General features: G+C 61.3%; 10 protein-coding genes. 3 read left to right on the top strand and 7 right to left on the bottom strand.

What is annotated here, in order from left to right:
* Positions 1 to 60 precede the first annotated feature (60 nt).
* The 5 genes from YH62_RS27410 to YH62_RS29210 form a co-directional block, all read right to left on the bottom strand.
* A complete protein-coding gene (locus YH62_RS27410) occupies positions 61 to 249 on the bottom strand; it encodes a hypothetical protein (RefSeq protein WP_046797496.1) in 189 nt (62 codons plus the stop codon).
* A 20-nt stretch (positions 250 to 269) separates the two neighbouring features.
* Positions 270 to 392 (bottom strand): hypothetical protein, encoded by a 123-nt coding sequence (locus YH62_RS31090; RefSeq protein ID WP_046797505.1) that lies wholly within the window; start codon positions 390 to 392, stop codon positions 270 to 272.
* A complete protein-coding gene (locus tag YH62_RS27400; protein WP_245282228.1) occupies positions 385 to 1044 on the bottom strand; it encodes an AraC family transcriptional regulator in 660 nt (219 codons plus the stop codon). Before YH62_RS27400 ends, YH62_RS31090 begins: the two co-directional genes overlap by 8 nt.
* A gap of 616 nt (positions 1045 to 1660) precedes the next feature.
* Positions 1661 to 5461, bottom strand: a complete 3801-nt coding sequence (locus YH62_RS27395; protein WP_046797494.1) for an autotransporter outer membrane beta-barrel domain-containing protein — start codon at positions 5459 to 5461, stop codon at positions 1661 to 1663.
* Positions 5458 to 11907 carry a DUF11 domain-containing protein gene (locus tag YH62_RS29210; RefSeq protein ID WP_052760539.1) on the bottom strand — a complete coding sequence of 2150 codons (6450 nt, stop codon included), beginning with the start codon at positions 11905 to 11907 and terminating at the stop codon, positions 5458 to 5460. The genes YH62_RS27395 and YH62_RS29210 overlap by 4 nt, the downstream gene beginning before the upstream one ends.
* A 439-nt stretch (positions 11908 to 12346) precedes the next feature.
* Between YH62_RS29210 and YH62_RS30935 the strand changes: the two genes are divergently transcribed.
* Positions 12347 to 12715 carry a hypothetical protein gene (locus YH62_RS30935; protein ID WP_245282227.1) on the top strand — a complete coding sequence of 123 codons (369 nt, stop codon included), beginning with the start codon at positions 12347 to 12349 and terminating at the stop codon, positions 12713 to 12715.
* Between the two features lie 1139 nt (positions 12716 to 13854).
* Here YH62_RS30935 and YH62_RS27380 read toward each other — a convergent pair.
* Positions 13855 to 14766 carry a nucleotidyltransferase and HEPN domain-containing protein gene (locus YH62_RS27380; RefSeq protein WP_046797492.1) on the bottom strand — a complete coding sequence of 304 codons (912 nt, stop codon included), beginning with the start codon at positions 14764 to 14766 and terminating at the stop codon, positions 13855 to 13857.
* 412 nt (positions 14767 to 15178) lie between these two features.
* On the opposite strand from YH62_RS27380, the gene YH62_RS31085 reads away from it, so the two are divergent.
* Positions 15179 to 15445 (top strand): DUF1778 domain-containing protein, encoded by a 267-nt coding sequence (locus YH62_RS31085; protein WP_046797491.1) that lies wholly within the window; start codon positions 15179 to 15181, stop codon positions 15443 to 15445.
* 59 nt (positions 15446 to 15504) lie between these two features.
* Here the strand turns inward: YH62_RS31085 and YH62_RS27370 are convergent, their stop codons facing one another.
* On the bottom strand, positions 15505 to 16371 hold the full coding sequence (locus YH62_RS27370) for a GntR family transcriptional regulator (RefSeq protein WP_046797490.1): 867 nt from the start codon (positions 16369 to 16371) through the stop codon (positions 15505 to 15507).
* 117 nt (positions 16372 to 16488) lie between these two features.
* Here YH62_RS27370 and YH62_RS27365 point away from each other — a divergent pair, with 117 nt between their 5' ends.
* Entirely contained in the window at positions 16489 to 17649 is a 1161-nt protein-coding gene (locus YH62_RS27365) for a C45 family peptidase (protein ID WP_046797489.1), read from the top strand.
* Position 17650: the final 1 nt, after the last annotated feature.

Raw genomic sequence — 17650 nt, 5'->3', positions numbered from 1 at the left:
TACACCTGCGATCCCACCCAATTAGTCGGTGCAGACGTGAGCACTGTCCATGCTTATTACCTAAAAGCTCTTGATGACGTACAGATCGGCCGGGATGGTTCCGAGATGGGCGGAGGATTTCTGCCACTCCTTCTCGAACCCCGAACCGCCGTCGTTGCCGCTGCGATAGCACACCTCACCGAAGCGGAAGCCGTATTTGCCGATCGTCAGCCACGGCGTAAGGTCGCAGTTCGCATCGACCGGGTCCAAGCAGATACGTCTTCCTGCGTCTATCCGGCCACTGCCCGCAGTTCGCGCCGATTGTCAGCCGTGACAAGCTCGTCGGCGCGCTTCGCGACGGCGCGCCGTTCGTCCTCAGGGAGTGCCTTCATCAGCTCGTCGAGATCATCCATGCGTCTTCTCACGGAGCTGGTTAGGCGTCTTGTTCCTACTGGTGCGCATGAGGTTCGACAAATGACTTTGGCTTGAGAACCCGCTCAGAAACGCCACCTCCGCCACCGGCATCGTCGTTTCGGAGAGCAGTCTTTCCGCAAAATCGAGCCGACGTTCCAGGACGTAGCGATAAGGCGGCCAGCCAAAGGTCTTGGAGAAAGCCTGCGTGAAGTGCCCCACGGAAAGGCCGCAGATAGCCGCAAGCTCGGCAGTTGTCAGCTTCCGCAAAAAGTGCTCGTGGAGGTAGTCGCGAACTCTGCTGGCGACCGCTGGCGTCAGCCCCGTCTTGGGGGGCTTTGCAGGCTTCCTTGCGCTCGAGTAATTTCGAAGCACATGGATGCCCAAGAGCGTGATGAGCGAATCGAGGTAAAGTTCATTCGAATTGTCGAGGTGGTTCAGTTCCCTCCTGATCATTTTCGCGAACTCTGACGCGGCACGGTCCAACGTCATATGCGTGGGTCTGAGCTCGACATCAACGCGGCCGAATTCATGGCCTGCAAGTTCGAGAATGCTTTCTGCGGAGTGACCAACGACGATGCACTCGGTGGCGCCATCCCAGCTCGCCTTCCATTCGACATTGGCAGGACGGATCGCAAGCATTCCTGACGTCACGTCCGATCTTCTGGAGCGCTCGCCCTCAAACCCGAGGCTGACGCCTTCCGACGGCGCAAGCATGATCACCGTACTGTGGCCCGTGCCGAGAAGGGATCTTGATCCCGGTGGCTGTCGCCAATGGACCGCCCCACCCCGGAACGCCATCTTTCGTGGCCCGACATGATCGGGTACATGCGCTAGTAGACTAGCGTCAGCAATTTTCCTGTCCATTTCAACAAAGTAGTCCCGCCAAACCACTGGCTGCCTATCGCAGCGGTTGAACTTTAACGGCAGGTATCACACCCGACCACTATAGTTTCTTAGGAATGGATTCTCATTGCCGTTTGCTGGTTGCCTCCATCTATCCCTCGCCAGCCGCTTGAGGAGCTTGAGGTACGCTTCGCACCAGTCGCATCTGGCAGGAGGGGCAGAGTTGCAGCATTCTTATGTGGTATAGCTGCGGTTGGCCCGGACCACCGCTTTTCACCCAGCGATGCGTGTCGATTTTCCGCAGCCCCTGCTCACAGCCGCAAGCGTCGCAGATCCACGTCCTGTCGTTTCGCATGATGTGTGCCGCCCCCCGGAGGTACGCTTCAATGCCGGTGCTCTCCGCTGGTGCGGAGAGCTGACTGGCTCAAAATTTCCCGACGAGATTGAGGAATACGCCTTGATCATCGAGGGTGAGGTCTCTCAGGTCGTCGGAGAAACGTCCGAAGTTGTAGCCGACGCCCACCTTGAAGTTGTTTCCGACATGGCGGTAGATCGCGGCGAGCGCACCAAAGTCGGTGGTGTCGGCCTCAGGCATGTGCATCACCCGTCCTTCGAGGAGGATATCCCAGCTCTTGATGACATGCAGATCGGCTCGGATGATCCCCAGATGGGCGGAGGATTTCTGCCACTCCTTCTCGAAGCCCGAACTGCCGCCGTCACCGCTGCGATAGCGCACCTCGCCGAAGCGGAAGCCGTATTTGCCGCCGATCGTCAGCCACGGCGTCAGGTCGTAATTCGCATCGACCGACAGGATGTGGCTGCGTTGCGCGGGCGCAAACTCATCGCCCGTCGCGCCGCTGATCGTCTGGTTGTTGCCCGGCAGATCGTAGAGCCAGGTATATTTGAAGAGCGCGTTGAGACGTTCGTTGTCGACCGGCCTATAGGCATAGCCGACGGAGGCTTCCACATAGTCGGTATTGGCAAAATAAGTCTCCGAGCCCTGGCTGTCGGAAAGCACAGCGTCGAAATGGGTAAGAAGCCGCCAGTCCGGATCGGTCTTCCAGGCAAAGCCACCGGTCAGGAGATAGGTGTTCTGGTCGCGCGTGTGGTTGTCCGACCGCTCGATGCGGACCTCACCGCGCAGCCGCGCGTTGATGCCTCGCTCCTCGTCCTTATAGCCGAGCGCGAGCGAGGGCGCGTAGCGGTCGAAGTCCTCATATTGGGCGTCGGTGGCGGGATTGACGGTATCGTCCTGCACCTGGCCGACCTCGAGGCCGCCGTCGAGCGTCCACATGTCGTCAGGGGTGTAGACCACGCCATAGGTCTGAGTCAGCGAATTGCGCTGCCCGAACATGTCGTAATTGCTCTCGCTATAGGCGGAAAGCAGATCGCTCATCTTACGGCGCATGCCAAGCACGACTGTGCCCTTGTCGTCTCCGAAGAGGTCACGGGTATTGTGCAGATCGAAGGCGCGATCCGGATCGAGCTTATAGCCGAGATAATACTGGCTGTTGGCATTCGGATCATAGGTGACGCCCGCCAATCCACCCACGCCGTGGGTGCCGTAGGACACCTCTCCTTCCAGCCCGATCGTATCAGTGAGCTGATATTTGGCGCCCACCCCTGCCCTATCGTTGCGGTGAATGTCGCCGGAGCGGGAAAGCGTGCCCTGCCCGAAGGCATAGACGAGCCGGTCGTCGTCGATGCGATAGTCGAGGCGCACGCCCGCATCCAGCCGCGAGCCGTCATAGCCGGACTTTCCGGCATTGATGGCAAGCGGCGACATCAGTTCGGTATAGGTGACGCCGAAGGAAAGCTTCCAGTGCTCGTCGAAGGCATGGCTGATGCTGCCGGAACCGTCGCGGCGGATTTGGCCGCGATCGTCGGTGAAGTCGTCATAGGTGAGCTTCAGCCCGGTCTTGCCGGTCAGATCGACATCGGCATGGGCGCCCCAGATGCGCTGATCGACGCTTACGTCGTCGAACAGCGTGGAAAAGCCCGCCTGCTTCTGCTCGTAATATCCTCCGACCTTGCCCTTCATATTGGCGCCGATCTCTTGAAGATCGGCCTGACCCTCAACACGCCAAGCCGATCCCTTGTCGTCGTTCGGATCGCCGTAATAGCCCGGTTCATTGGTGCCCCAGGTCAGCCCCCCGTCGGAGGATTGGGAAAGATCAAAGCCCCGTCCTCTCGAGTGAGCGACCTCGGCTTTCAAGAAGGTATTCTCCGAATGCCGGAGGGTGACATCCGCGCCATAGGCTTTCTGGTCGGCAAGTTCGGTGGAATCGTCCATGCCGGTGACGCCGACCCGCACTTTGTCGTTGATCCAGTGCTGGGCACGCCCGCCATAGACATAGCCGTCGACGTCGCTTGCCACCGGTTCGAACTCGTACTGGACCGTCAGATAGGTCTTGCCGCCGCCAAGCGCGCCATTGCGCACCGGATCGGACGTGCCCGTCATGGAAGACATCGGCCGCCGCAGGATGATGACGCCCTGCATATAATCGAAGGAATAGTCCTCGCCGTAGGTCAGCGCGCGCCGCTCGATCACCCGGCCCGTCACCGCGTCACGGATTTCGACGCGCACGGTCTCGGAGCCCTGGACGATGTCCTGACGCTTCAGGAAGTAAGCGGATCCGCCAGTGCCCAGGAACTCCTCGCGCTGCGGCAGTGTGTCGGGCTGGGCGGCATAGGCCGTCACTTCGGTGCGGCGCTCGCCGAACGAGGTCGTTTCCTGGGAGCGATAAACACCAGATGCGCCGTAAAGCGCCCGGTCCGACGGCAGGAATTCCGTGCCGGTGATCTGGGTCTTGTAATTGCCCCACATCACATGGCTGTCACCGCGCTCCAGGCGCACATAGAACTTACCCTTGGTGGGGGCATCCTCCACGAAGGTGGAATCGTCGCCATAGACGGGATAGTAGTCGTCCGGATCAAGCCGGCGCAGGATCTGGCGCGGGTCCTGACCGTCGAGATTGCTGAACAGCTCATTGATGTCGTCTTCGCCGGTGTCGGCGGCAGCGGTCAGCAGATACTGGCCCTTGATCTTGCCCTTCAGGTAAAAGGCAAGCCGTCCCTTGGTATAGACGTCGTCATATTCGCCGGGGCGCACCTCTTCGATCCGGGCGTCACCGGTGCGCTTGCCGATGGTCAGATCGGCAAGCGCCACGTAGAACCAGTCATTATCGGGAATGTTGACGTCGCGGCTGAAGGAAAGCCCGCCGGTCTTCGGTTCACCCTTGACCGCGACATCGACCGAATGGTCGCCGGGCGGCAGGATGCGCTGCACCACGAAGGCCTGGTTGGGGTCGGTCGGAATGGCTTCCCCGAACACCTGGACATTATGGCCGGGCGGCACGTTGCGTCCATAGACGGTCACCGCCCCGCCACTGACGGGGATATTCTTGATCGCGGTGCGATCCTCGCCCATGCCGGGCGCCACGGCCTTCTCCCCTTGCGGATCGGGCCGCAAATCGCGATTGGTGCGGGCGATCGTCAGTGGCGCCGTCTCATCGAAACGGCCGTTGCCATCGTAGACGCGCAGCACATAGGCAAAATCGGCCTCCTCGGCCGCCGGCATGACCCAGCCCGCTTCGCCGTTGATGGCGACCGGCACGACCCCGACAGGCCTGTTCCTGTCCCGGCCGCCCTTGCGATCGAATATCAGGATCTCGGACCGCTCGATGAAGGCGGGATAGTTGGAGGTGGCCAGGAAGCGGACTTCCTCGCCGGCCTTATAGGTGCGCTTGATCGGAACGGTCGAGACATTCAGCAGCGTGCCGGCTTCCAGGCCGTCGAACTTCACCTGGATGTCGACGGCGGAAAGATCGATATCCGTCTGCCGCTGCTGGTCGACCGGGCGAATGGCCGGCTTTGCCGCGCCAACCCGGTCAGCCTTGAGCGCCGGCTGGCCGGCCCTGGTAGCCGAGCTATTGCCCTCCTCCAGCTCGGCGCTCTTGTCGACCGTCTCCCCATCGACGCTGATCATGAAGGGGATGGCCGGCTGGTCGGCCGGTGTCTCCGCTTCGGTATTGGCACCGATCGGCAGCGGACGCACCGCGCTGTCGGCGGCTATCCTGCCGCCCTTGCCTGCTGCTTGCTGGCCTGCTTCCTGGGCTGCCGCTGGCAGTGCTGCCGCAAGTCCCATGAATGCCGTGCTCGCCAGCAGTATCAGACGCAGGTTGGACTTCCGGCCGCGCTCCGTGCTCGTTACAACGCTCTTCATTGTCCCGCCTCCACACGCGTCTCAATTTCCAGGGGGTAGGATCGTTTGCGTTGTCGCCACCTCTCCGCGATCAGCTCCTTGATGCGTTTGACACGCGCCTCGGCCAGATCCGGATCGCTGCCCGTGTCGAGATAGGTGAGCCTCAGCACCGACTGCTCCTGGGCCAGCACGTCGACGAGCTGGCCGACGCCTTCTGCCCAGCGCTCATCGAGCTCCACTTCGCCCGGCACGAAGGCTTCATCGGCAAGGTCGAGGCGAACCACACGTCCGATCGAGGCGCCGAAGTTCAGCTCCGTCATCTTGCCGGCGGTGAGCCGCACGACACGCGGGTTTTCCGTCGTCAGGCGATAGCCCGTCGGCAGGGTGCGGGTATCGAGCTTCATGATGAAGTTCGTCCCGATGCGCGCATCCGGCAGATCGGCGCAGGCAACGTGGAAGCGGCCGTATTTGTCGGTGGTGATCAGCCAACCCTTGACGGTCGCCATCCGAACGCCAGGCAGGCCCGGCTCGCCTTTGTCCTGATAGCCATTACGGTTCTTGTCGTCGAAGACCTTGCCGACGATATCGCCGCAGTCGAAGACCGGCTCGACGATGATCTCGACCACCGCGCGGGCCTGGCCGGTGATCCGCCGGCCAGATTGGTCCTCCGCATGCGCGAAGTTGACATGCTCGCCAGGTCCGGCCGTGCTGAGCGCAAGCAGCCTGAGCCTGATCTCGATCTCGGAACGGCCGTCAACGGCGACATCGGGGAAGCGGATCTGACGCCCCGCGATCTCCGGCGTCACCTTGACTCCATCGACCGTCGCCGTGTCCTCCACGAAGCGGAAGCCAGCCGGCATGGTGTCGATCACCGTCAGTCCGGATGCCCGAGCCCCGGTATTGTTGGTGACGCGGATCGTGAAGGGCGCCTGCTCGCCGCGGCGGATGAACCGAAGATTGGCCACCTTGCTGACGGTGATGTCGGTCGGCGCCGCCGCCGGCATCGTGATCACCGATGTCGATTCATCCGAGGTGATCTCACCGCCGCCTGCTGTTCCGGTTGCTGTCGCGGAGTTCGCAACGCCGTCCGAAGCACCGGCCGCATTATCGATATCCTGCTGCGTCAGCGTGTAGGTCGCTGTGAACTCTTGGACCTGGCTCGGCGCGAGAGTGACAGGCTCTGGCGTAAACCTCGAAAGCGAGCCTGCAGCAGGCTTCTCATTAAAGGTCGGCCCGACATCCACCGGCCAGACATTCGTGACCGTCTGTCCGCCATCATTGGTGATGGTGAAGGTGTAGGTCAGCGTATCGCCCAGGCTTGCATGCCCATTGCCGTCGACGTCGTTGAAGAGGCCGGTCTTCTGCAGCCGCAGGCTTGCAGGCTGCGGCAAGGTCACGACCGTATCCGGCGGGCTTTCGATCGGATCGCCACCCGGATTGGTCCCGGTTGCGGTGGCGGTGTTCTCCACCCTGCCCGTATCGATATCGGCCTGGCTCGGCGCATAGGTCGCCGTGAAGGTGAAGGAGGCGCCAGGAGCCAATGTCTGCGGACCCTGATCCACCGAGACCCCCGCCCTGGCGAGCAGCGGATCATTGGGGGTAACATTGGTCAGCGTCACCGCACCGGAGTTGGTCACCAGGAACGAATAGGTAATCGTCTCGCCGAGATCCAAAAGATCGTCGCCGTCGCCGTCATTGAGCGTGGCCGTTTTTTCGATCCTGAGACCAGTTGCCTGATCCGGCGGCACCACCACCGTATCCGGTGGGCTTTCGATCGGCGGGCCCGACGGCGGCGTGCCGGTGGAGGTCGCGGTATTCTCGACACGACCCGCATCGATCTCAGCCTGGGTCGGCATATAGGTCGCCGTGAACGTCGCCGTACCGCCGGGCGCCAGTGTCTGCGGACCTGGCGTCACCGAGATGCCGGCATTGGTCAGCAGCGGATCGTTCGGCGTGACATTGGTCAGCGTCACCGCGCCGGTGTTGCGCACGACGAATGTGTAGCTGATCGTCTCGCCCGCATCGAGCAACCCGTCACCATCGAGGTCGTTCAGCACGCCAGTCTTGTCGGTCGTGAGACCGGACGTCTGATCCGGCGGCACCACGACCGTATCCGGCGGGCTTTCCGTCGGCGGTCCCGATGGCGGTGTGCCGGTGGAGGTCGCGGTGTTGACCACCCGGCCGGTATCGACCTCAGCCTGCGTCGGCGTATAGGTTGCCGTGAAGGTGGCGTTTGCACCGGGCGCCAAGGTCTGCGGACCGGGCGTAACCGAGATGCCTGCCTCCTGCAGCAACGGGTCGTTGGGGGTGACATTGGTCAACGTCACCGCACCGGTATTGGTCACCACGAAGGAATAGGTGATGGTCTCGCCCGCATCGAGCAGCCCGTCGCCATCGAGGTCGTTGAGCGTGCCGGTCTTGTCGGTCCTGAGCCCTGGCACCTGATCCGGCGGCACCACCACCGTATCCGGCGGGCTTTCGATCGGCGGGCCGGACGGCGGCGTACCGGTGGAGGTCGCGGTGTTCTCCACCCGGCCTGCATCGATCTCAGCCTGGGTCGGCGTATAGGTCGCCGTGAAGGTGACGCTCCCGCCTGGTGCCAGCGTCTGCGGGCCCGGCGTCACCGAGATCCCGGCATTGGTCAGCAGCGAGTCGTTGGGGGTGACATTGGTCAGCGTCACCGCACCGGTGTTCCTGACCAGGAACGAGTAGGTGATCGTCTCGCCGGGATCGAGGAGCCCGTCGCCATCACTGTCGTTGAGCCTGCCCGTCTTATCGGTTGTAAGTCCAGGCGTCTGGTCCGGCGGCACCACGACCGTATCCGGCGGGCTTTCGATCGGCGGGCCCGACGGCGGCGTGCCGGTGGAGGTCGCGGTGTTCTCCACGCGACCCGCATCAATCTCAGCCTGGGTCGGCGTGTAGGTTGCCGTGAAGGTGGCGTTTGCACCTGGGGCGAGCGTTTGGGGACCTGGCGTGACCGAGATCCCGGCATTGGTCAGCAGCGGATCGTTCGGCGTGACATCAGTAAGCGTCACCGCGCCAGTATTGGTGACCACGAACGTGTAGGTGATCGTCTCGCCGGCATCGATGAGCCCGTCACCGTCGAGGTCATTGAGCGTGCCGGTCTTGTCGGTCCTGAGACCCGTTGCCTGGTCCGGCGGCACGATGACAGTATCCGGCGGGCTTTCGATCGGCGGCCCCGACGGCGGCGTGCCGGTGGAGGTCGCGGTGTTTTCCACGCGGCCCGCGTCAATTTCGGCCTGGGTCGGCGCATAGGTCGCCGTAAACGTCGCGCTGCCCCGCGGCGCCAACGTCTGCGGTCCGGGGGTCACCGAGATCCCGGCATTGGAAAGCAGCGGATCGTTCGGCGTGACATCAGTCATCGTCACGCCGCCGGTGTTGGCCACCACGAAGGTGTAGGTGATCGTCTCGCCCGCATCGAGAAGACCATCGCCATCAAGATCGTTCAGCACACCGGTCTTGTCGGTCCTAAGCCCCGGCGCCTGATCGGGCGGTATTACGACGGTGTCCGGAGGGCTCTCGATCGGTGGACCGGAGGGCGGCGTGCCGGTGGAGGTCGCGGTGTTCTCCACCCGGCCGGCATCGATCTCAGCCTGCGTCGGCGTATAGGTCGCGGTGAACGTCGCTGTACCACCGGGCGCCAGCGTCTGCGGTCCCGGCGTCACCGAGATCCCGGCATTCGCAAGCAGCGGGTCATTGGGGCTGACATCCGTCAGCGTCACCCCGCCCGTATTGGCCACCACGAATGAATAGGTGATCGTCTCGCCGATATCGATAAGCCCGTCACCGTCGAGATCGTTGAGCCTGCCGGTCTTGTCGGTCCTCAGACCGGGCGTCTGGTCAGGCGGCACGTTGACCGTGTCCGGCGGGCTCTCGATCGGCGGGCCCGATGGCGGCGTGCCGGTGGAAGTCGCGGTGTTCACGACCTCGCCCGCATCGATCTCAGCTTGCGTCGGGGTATAGGTCGCCGTGAACGTCGCGCTGCCGCCAGGCGCCAGCGTCTGCGGTCCGGGCGTCACCGAGATCCCGGCATTGGTCAGCAGCGGGTCGTTCGGCGTGACATCAGTCAGCGTCACCGCACCGGTATTGGTGACCACGAAGGAATAGGTGATCGTCTCGCCCGCATCGAGAAGGTCGTCGCCGTCAAGATCGTTCAGGACACCGGTCTTCTCGGTCCTGAGCCCGGTTCCCTGATCCGGGGGCACAGTGACCGTATCGGGTGGGCTTTCGATCGGCGGGCCCGACGGCGGCGTGCCGGTGGAGGTCGCGGTGTTCTCCACCCGGCCGGCATCGATTTCAGCCTGCGTCGGCGTATAGGTCGCCGTGAAGGTGGCGGTACCACCGGGCGCCAGCGTCTGCGGGCCGGGCGTCACCGAGATCCCGGCATTGGTCAGCAGCGGGTCGTTCGGCGTGACGTCGGTCAGCGTCACCCCACCCGTATTCGTCACCAGGAAGGAATAAGTGATCGTCTCTCCGACATCGATCAGCCCGTCACCGTCCAGATCGTTCAGTGTGCCGGTCTTGTCGGTGGTCAGCGCCGGATTGGCGATCTCATTGGTGAACAGGCATTGAATAGCCGATTGAGGTCGCACATTGGCGGCCGGTATCGTGAGCGTGGGCGTGGCAAAGCTGCCGATCACCGTCGGATTGCCGGTATTGCCCGCATTCTGGTCGGTGCACACCGCCCCGCTGGCGTTCCAGCCGGCCGGAACCACCTCGCTCAGGACAAGCTCGGTACCCGGAATGGAATTGTAGGCAGGCGAGGAAACCGCCGTGCCGGCCGTCGTCGTGGTCAACGCGGTCGAGGGCACGGCCGTGCCGTTCGCCTGCATCACATTGCTCATGTTGAAGTTGAAGCTGCCCGTTCCTTCCTCGCTCACCTTCTGCAAGGTCAAGCAGGCAGGACGGACGTAGAGCAGGTTGACGATATAGTCGGCGTTATCGACGTTGCTGGTGGTGATGGTGATGGAGGTGACGGTGTCGGCCGAATTGCCTTGCAGCGCGCCAGCCTGCTTGACGTCCCCCGAAGGATTGTAGCTCAGCACGCCGCCGCTGTAGTTCAGGTTGGTGAAGGTGGGGTGCCAGCCGGGAACGAAGGAGAAGTCGGACAGGTTTGCCGTGCTCCCCGCGCCAAGGCTGATGGTGAACCTGGCCGGCGTGCTCTGATAGCTGGTGGCACCGACATCGCTGACGATGAACTGGATCCAGTTGGCCGGTACCGGCTGTGAGAACGTCCAGCGGAAGGTGTAGTTGCCGCCGAGCGTGCTCCATGGAGAGGTGGCGTTCCAACCATTCGGCGCACCTGACTTCTGCACCGACCCGGAAACGGGTAGCGGCGTACCGTTGAAGGTGGTGTTGCCGAGGACGCGAACCGGCGAACAAACTCCGGAGGTCGGTGGCGGCGCCGCAGTATTGGTGTCGCTTGCCGTGTTGTTGCTGGTGTCCGGGTCGCTTGTTCCATCAGGTGGAGTGACGGTCGCCGTGTTCGTCAGGCTTCCCGTCTGCTCGGTCGGGATGCCCATGCTGAGCGTATAGGTGACGGAGCTGCCCGCCGGCAGGTCGGCGGTCGTGTCGATCGCCCCCGTGCCACTCGCCACACCGCATTGGGCGCCGCCCGTCGCGTTGCCGCAGGTCCAGCTCGCGGTGGTGATGCCGGACGGCAGCGGATCGCTGATCCGCGCACCTTGAACGCCGAACGGGCCATCATTGGTGACTACGATAGTGTAGGACGCATCAAGCCCCGGCGTATACGTGGTGGCGCCGTCATCCTTGGTGATCGACAGATCGGCACCGAACTCCATCGGGGAGATCGCGCACTTGGCACCATCATTGCTACCCGAACCAGGCAAATCAGAGATCAGTGTGACAGCGCCACTTGAGACATCAAACCTGTAGAAACCGCCGCTATTGTTGCCCCCGAAGACGCCATTAGAGGCGCCGAACATCGCGCCGAAGACGCGCGTTGCCTGTGGTGCACCGATCGCCGTGACACTGCCCGAACCAGGATTGATCGAGTAGAATTGACCGCTGACGGCGTCCTGCGTGTAGAGAAGCCCATTATGCCAGGCCAGGTCAAAGCCTCCGGGAGCGGCCGTCAAGGAAAGTGGAGCCGCTGTCCGGGTATCAACATCAATGCGATATAGCGTGTTGGTGTTGCTCGAGCTGCTGTAGGCATAAAAGGTGCCGTCAGCCCCAATCTCACCGGCATTATAGGTGACTCCGGTCGGCAAGTTTGCCACAGCCCCGAGATCTGCAGTGCTGCCGTCGCTACCAATACGCAGCAGCCTGTTCGTCCCAACGACAATTGCGTAGAGATAGTTGTCGCCCGGATTGTAAGCCGTGGCGTTGTAATCCGTGGTGGCTGCTCCGATCGACTGGACAGCGAATGGGTTCGACGACGCGTCCAGACGGTAAAGCCCCGTAGGGCTATTCTGCGTCAGGTACATGCTCGAGGTGCAGGCACCGAAGCTCGGCTGCGTATCGACAGTCAGGGTCGCGTTGCCCGGCGGGCTTATTCCGACGGAGGACGATATGTTTGATGCACCGTTGGTATAAGCCCCCCCAGTAGCCGCCGATACGGGCACGGTTGCGGTACAAGAAGCCAAGCCAGCAGTTAGATTCCCCGAAACGCTGATCGCTCCCCCGCCTGCCGGTGCTTCAATCACACCCGACGGGCACGTCGTGCTTACAGTGCCCGGTGCAACCGTCAGACCCGTTGGAAGTACATCAGTGAAGGACCACCCATTTTTGGCGCCGAGCTCACTTGTATTCGTAATCGTGAACGTCAATGTGGAAGTCTGACCAACGGCAACACTGGTCGGAGAGAATGATTTGTCCAACTGTGGCGTTGTATCGAGGACCCTGACGTTGTCGAAGGCGTGATCGTTGCCGGTTCCGCTGCCATTGTTGTTCACCATTCGCACGCCGAACGAAGAACCACTGATCAATACGGCGCCGTTCGAAGTATATGTGCCGGTGTTGATCGCCCCCGCGGCAGCGACCCCGAGAGCGGGCACGTTCCGTGCTGTTCCCCCGGTGCAAGCATTGATCTGCGATCCGGCAGCCGTGGCGACACCACTGTCGTTCACCAACGAGAACTGCAGCAATGGTGCGGACACGTTACAATTGACGGCGGCGACATCGACGCTGAATGACAGGAAGCGGTTGCTTGTGGGAAACGCAATGTTCGTGGCTGTCTGGAACTCCACAAGGCCCGCGCCAGGATTGCCCGATGTAAATGCCGAGACCGCATAATTTCCCTGTGCGACAGCTTGGCTCTGTCCCGTGTGCAGGCCGAGTGCCCACGACAGGCGCTGCGTCATATTCCAGATATTTTGGGTCGTACATTCCGCCACTGGAGCTGCAGCGGTGACCGACTGATTAGCTGACGCGATCCAGCCGTTGCAGCTCGTCAACCATGCTGGATTGGCAGAATAGGTCTGGCCAGTTGTGCCGGTATAGGCGTTCAGCTTTACGATCGGGTTTGGGCCGGGGCGATTCTGGAAATTATCCGTGTAAATGTTGATGGGAGCCTGTGGCACACCAGGCGTTCCTGGAGCCGCCAGCGCCGTCGCGGAAAGCGCCACGTTCGCAAGCAAGGTCGCCGACGCTAGACCGAAAAAGCGCTCGGAGCGCGACACCTGTAACCTTGCCTTCCGGGGCCTCGCATTCTCCCGTGGATCGACGGCAAGGCGAGTGGCGTGCTTTTCAGCATCCTCGCGGACTGGTTCGACAAGACGCGCGACATCGCGCAGCGAAACTGGTTTCCGCATGCAAGGCTCCCTCGAAGTCAGGTCTTCGATCGAGCCTTTTCACAGCGTACTGATGTCACCCCGTGCTGCGAATCGGACTTGACCGAAATCAAGCCGAGGAGCGCAGAAATCAAAAAAACTGTCTTTCAGGATACGTAGGTGTTTTGCAGGATCCGTAGGTTTCTGGATATATTTCGGCATGCTTTTCAGGAAACGGCTAATTTAGTGCTGTTTTTGCAACGCGGAATCCAACCGACGGTGGCGAAAAATATACGATCAAAAAAAGCCCGAGCCTGAAGTTGTGAGTTGCGCGACTGTTATCGCTGCGGGCAGCGCCGCGTGGCTGAAGCTCAGGCTTCAGCACATCAGTCCACCGCGAGCCTGGATGTCGTCGAGCATGTCGCTGATCACCGCGAAATCCATCTGCTCCGGCCAACGGTATCGGACGCAGCCTTTGCCATGGTTGAGGCCGTTCAACGATGTTCGAAGCGAGTGAGGGCGGTCGGGCCAGTATAGAAGGCGATGTGCTGTTTCTGAATGCTGAAGGCGCCGACCGAGTCTTCTCCCCCGGGGTATAAGCGGGCATGTTCTACTGCATCCCCTTATACCAGCCGTGGTTCAATCTCCTTGTCCTGATCCTGTCTAAGGACCGGAGCTCGCCTGCTCCAACTCCGCCAACCGCTCCTTGCAGATCGTTTCGACAAGGCGGTGAAGATGCTCCGTCCGCTCGAGAAGCCAGGCGAGTGCTTCCTCGGTGATCTCGAAGTGCTTTGAATAGCGGGCCTTCACATAGGCCTCGTTTAGGATGTTGTACCAAGCGGTGAAGCGGTGCTGGTCGCGTGGCCAGGCGTCGATGAGCCGGCGGTCGTGATCCTCGGCAAGCCCACGCAGAAATTTGAGATTGTGCGATGGCGGGCTGTAATTGGTGAGGGTCAGGAGTAGGCAGGAGTAGGCTATCTCGATTGACTGGTGCAATTCGAATGCTGAATGATTGAGCTGACCCTTCTTGAACAGATACTGTGATGTATCGAGAAAGCTGGCCGCCGCTGAATATTTTTTGTCGAAATGCTCCTTCGCCACCCTGAGCGCATCGGCAGGAGAAAGCCGCTTCGGTTCGGCCAGCGGCCGGTCGTCGAGCTCGTAGAGCACGATGCCCTCGCGCAGGATGTCGACGAAGAAATACTGCCCGTCAGCCAGGAAGTTGTTCACCTCGCGGGCGCCATGCACGATCAGCCCGACCGGCGTCGAGACACCCTTGTCCCATAGCAGCCGATCGGTTGCCTTGTCCCATATTTGCGGCTCGGCCAGTTTCTTGGAGCTGACGATGACGAGGATATCGTAATCGGAGCGGTAGCCCTTCATCGTATGCGGCTCGTCGACAAAGGTGCCGCGGGCATAGGAGCCGAACAGGATGATCTTCAGGATGCGCCCGCGCGTCTTGAACGTGGCCGAGCTTCCCGCGAGTGTATCGGCAAACTCCTCGTGGATGATCTCGACGACGCGGGCAAGCTCCCGCTGCTTCTTCTCGGGCAGATGTTCGAGGCTCGATTTCATATCCCATCGATAGGGCAAAGGCGATTCGCCGTCTACTACAGGAATTCATGGGTTTTGCTTTATAAAAAAATAACATATTGATCCAAGATGCGTGATTAATAGATGATCTGCACCTGGCGGAAAGGCGTGGGAAGGACGTGGCACCTGCGCCCCTTCGTGCGGCATCGAGCGGCGAACCCGCCTTGCTACGCGTCATCCGCTGACGAGGATTGCCGCCGTCGATCCCGCCATCAGCAATTGGAATCAACGACTGGGCTTGGCGGCGTAACCATCGTTATGGCACGACAGTGTGTGACTTGCGCCGCCGCCATTGCGCCTGCGCTCGGCTCGCGCTTCTCATTCGCCCAACAACTGACGCAAGCGGAAGTCTTCTTCGACAAGGATTCACCCGCCCTCGGCAATCCGAAAGGAGATGTCATTCGATTCTTATAATTTCGGCATTAGGCCGTATTTAATCGAGCCAAGGAGACCAATCATACCTAGACCCGCAAATGAGGCAGAAGCCGCTCGCCTTGAGGCACTCCGCGCCGTCGAGGAGGCGGGCGTATTGCAACTGGCCGGCGAGGATCAGGTGCGCCTTGCCAAGGCGCTGATCGAGCCACCCGTGCCCGGCGCCCGTCTGGCTCGTGCCGCGAAGCGCCACGCCGACCTAATCGCGCCTGGTGAGCAAGGCCTGTGAGAGTGGCGCTTTCCGCGCCATCATTAACGATCAATCATAAGCATTTCATTTTACAAAATTCAAAATGCAACTTTCACCGTCTCCCTCGCGCCCGTCAGATGCTTTCGCATCAGGGCGGCTGCGACCTCGTTGTCGCCACATTCCAGCCGATCGAGGATTTCCAGATGCTCCCTGCAAGTGACAGCCACCCGGTCGGACCCATGCTGCCAATTATAGTTCGACAGACGCCGGAGCTGGTTCTGGCGGTGCATCGCCTCTTCGATATAGCGATTTTTTGAAGCCGCGCTGATCCCCAGGTGAAATTCCGCATTCATCTCGAACAGCGTAACGCTCGAGGTCTCCGTCCATGGGTTCGCGAGCATGGCTTCGTGCCGTTTCCTCATCGAGTTCACCCAATCTGTGGAAAGCGAAAACTCGGGCGACAGGATCGCCGCGCACTCGATCAGCAGACGAAAATTATAGCTCTCTTCCCTGGCGCGCATGTCGCGCACCGGATCGAAAAACTGCCAGCCATAGCCCTTCCTGCGCTGTATGACGCCGAGCCCTTCGAGCTTGATCAGCGCCTGGCGAACGGGTGTGCGCTCGCGCCCCGTCAGGCGCATCAGCTCGAGTTCGGCAAATTGCTCCGCCAGCTTGCCTTCCCGCCGCAGCTTGGCGATCGCGATCAGCAGCTCCTCGCCCGCTGGCGGCGCTTCCACTGCCTCGATACGAGGAGGAATGGCCGCAAGCATCATCCCCCGATTGGGCTCGTGCTGAACGAAGCCCTCTTCCTCCAAACGCTCCAATGCGATCCGCACCGGCGTTCGGGAGACGCGCAATCGGTCGGCAAGCTGGCTCTGGCGAAGCCTGGCTCCCGGCTTGAGGCCATCCTCGTGAATGACGTCGACGATGCGACGCATCAAATCCTGCTGAAGAGGCGTGCCCATGTCGGACATTTTCCGCTTGCCTTCCGATCAGTTTTGGTTTTTGTTTTGCAAAATACTTTTTTGGCGAAGTCAAATCAACCGGCCTCGCCCATCATTCGTTAGCTGGAACAGACTGTCATGATCGCGCCCCTTTCCTGCCCGCTTATCGAGGTTTCTGGTACGCCATTCGAGCGGGGTCAACAATATGGCGAGCAGGCGGCTCAGCGCATTCTCAAGGGCATCGGCCACTACAAGGACCAGCTGCAAACGTCCGGACTGAAGGACGATGACCTTGCGACGATCATCGACCGCTTCGCCGGAGCGATCGCAGACTACGGCAGCCAGTATATCGAGGAAATGCAGGGCATCGCCCGCGCGGTGAACAAGGATCTCTCCGCGGTGCTTCTGCTCAATGCGAGAACGGAAATCCTCAAGCTTGCCCGCCGCCGGGAAAAAGGCCAGCAGGACTTCATCCAGTCGGACGGCTGCACCGGCGTCTTCGTCATGCCGTCCGTCAGCCGCGACAACGTGTTCATCCACGCGCAGAACTGGGACTGGAAGACCGAGTGCGCTGAAACCGCGGTCGTGCTCAAGATCAAGCGCGACGATGGCCCCGACATCATCACCTTCACCGAGGCCGGCGGCCTTGCCCGCACCGGCTTCAATTCCGCCGGAATTTCGATCAGCGGCAACTATCTCGAAACAGACCGGGATTACCGCGAACTCGGCGTGCCGCTTGCCATCATCCGCCGCAAAGTGCTGGAGCAGCCGCATCTCGCAATGTCGATGCAGGCCGTTTATGGGACGCGGAAATCCGCATCGAACAACATGATGGTGGGCCACGCCCATGGGATTGCGATCGATTTCGAATGCGCCCCTGACGAGACTTTCCTGATCCATCCAACAAACGGCGTCCTCGTCCATGCCAATCATTTCCAAAGCCAGGTCGCGCTGTCGAAGCTCCTCGACAAGGGCGTGGTGAACATGCCGGACAGCCTTTACCGCGACCTGCGCGTGCGCCAGCTGATCGAGCCGCATATCGGCCAGGTCACGGTAGAGACGGTCAAGAACGCACTTTCGGATACATTCGAAACGCCGTGGTCGGTGTGCCGTCCTCCGCGCAGGTCGCTTTCCAACAACCAGTCCGCAACCGTCGCGATGATCGTCATGGTTCCTGGCGAAGGCCGCCTTGAGGTTGCCCTGCTGCCAGCACTTGGGGCCCACTTCTGGAGCTACGATCTCGATATGCAGGTCAAGCCGATCGATCAGGCGGTGGCCGCACAACCTGACGCGGCCTGAC

Origin of the sequence: Rhizobium sp. LC145, from assembly GCF_001005825.1 — a bacterium.
Taxonomy (GTDB): Bacteria; Pseudomonadota; Alphaproteobacteria; order Rhizobiales; family Rhizobiaceae; genus Neorhizobium.
This window is presented reverse-complemented; position numbering and strand designations above follow the sequence as displayed.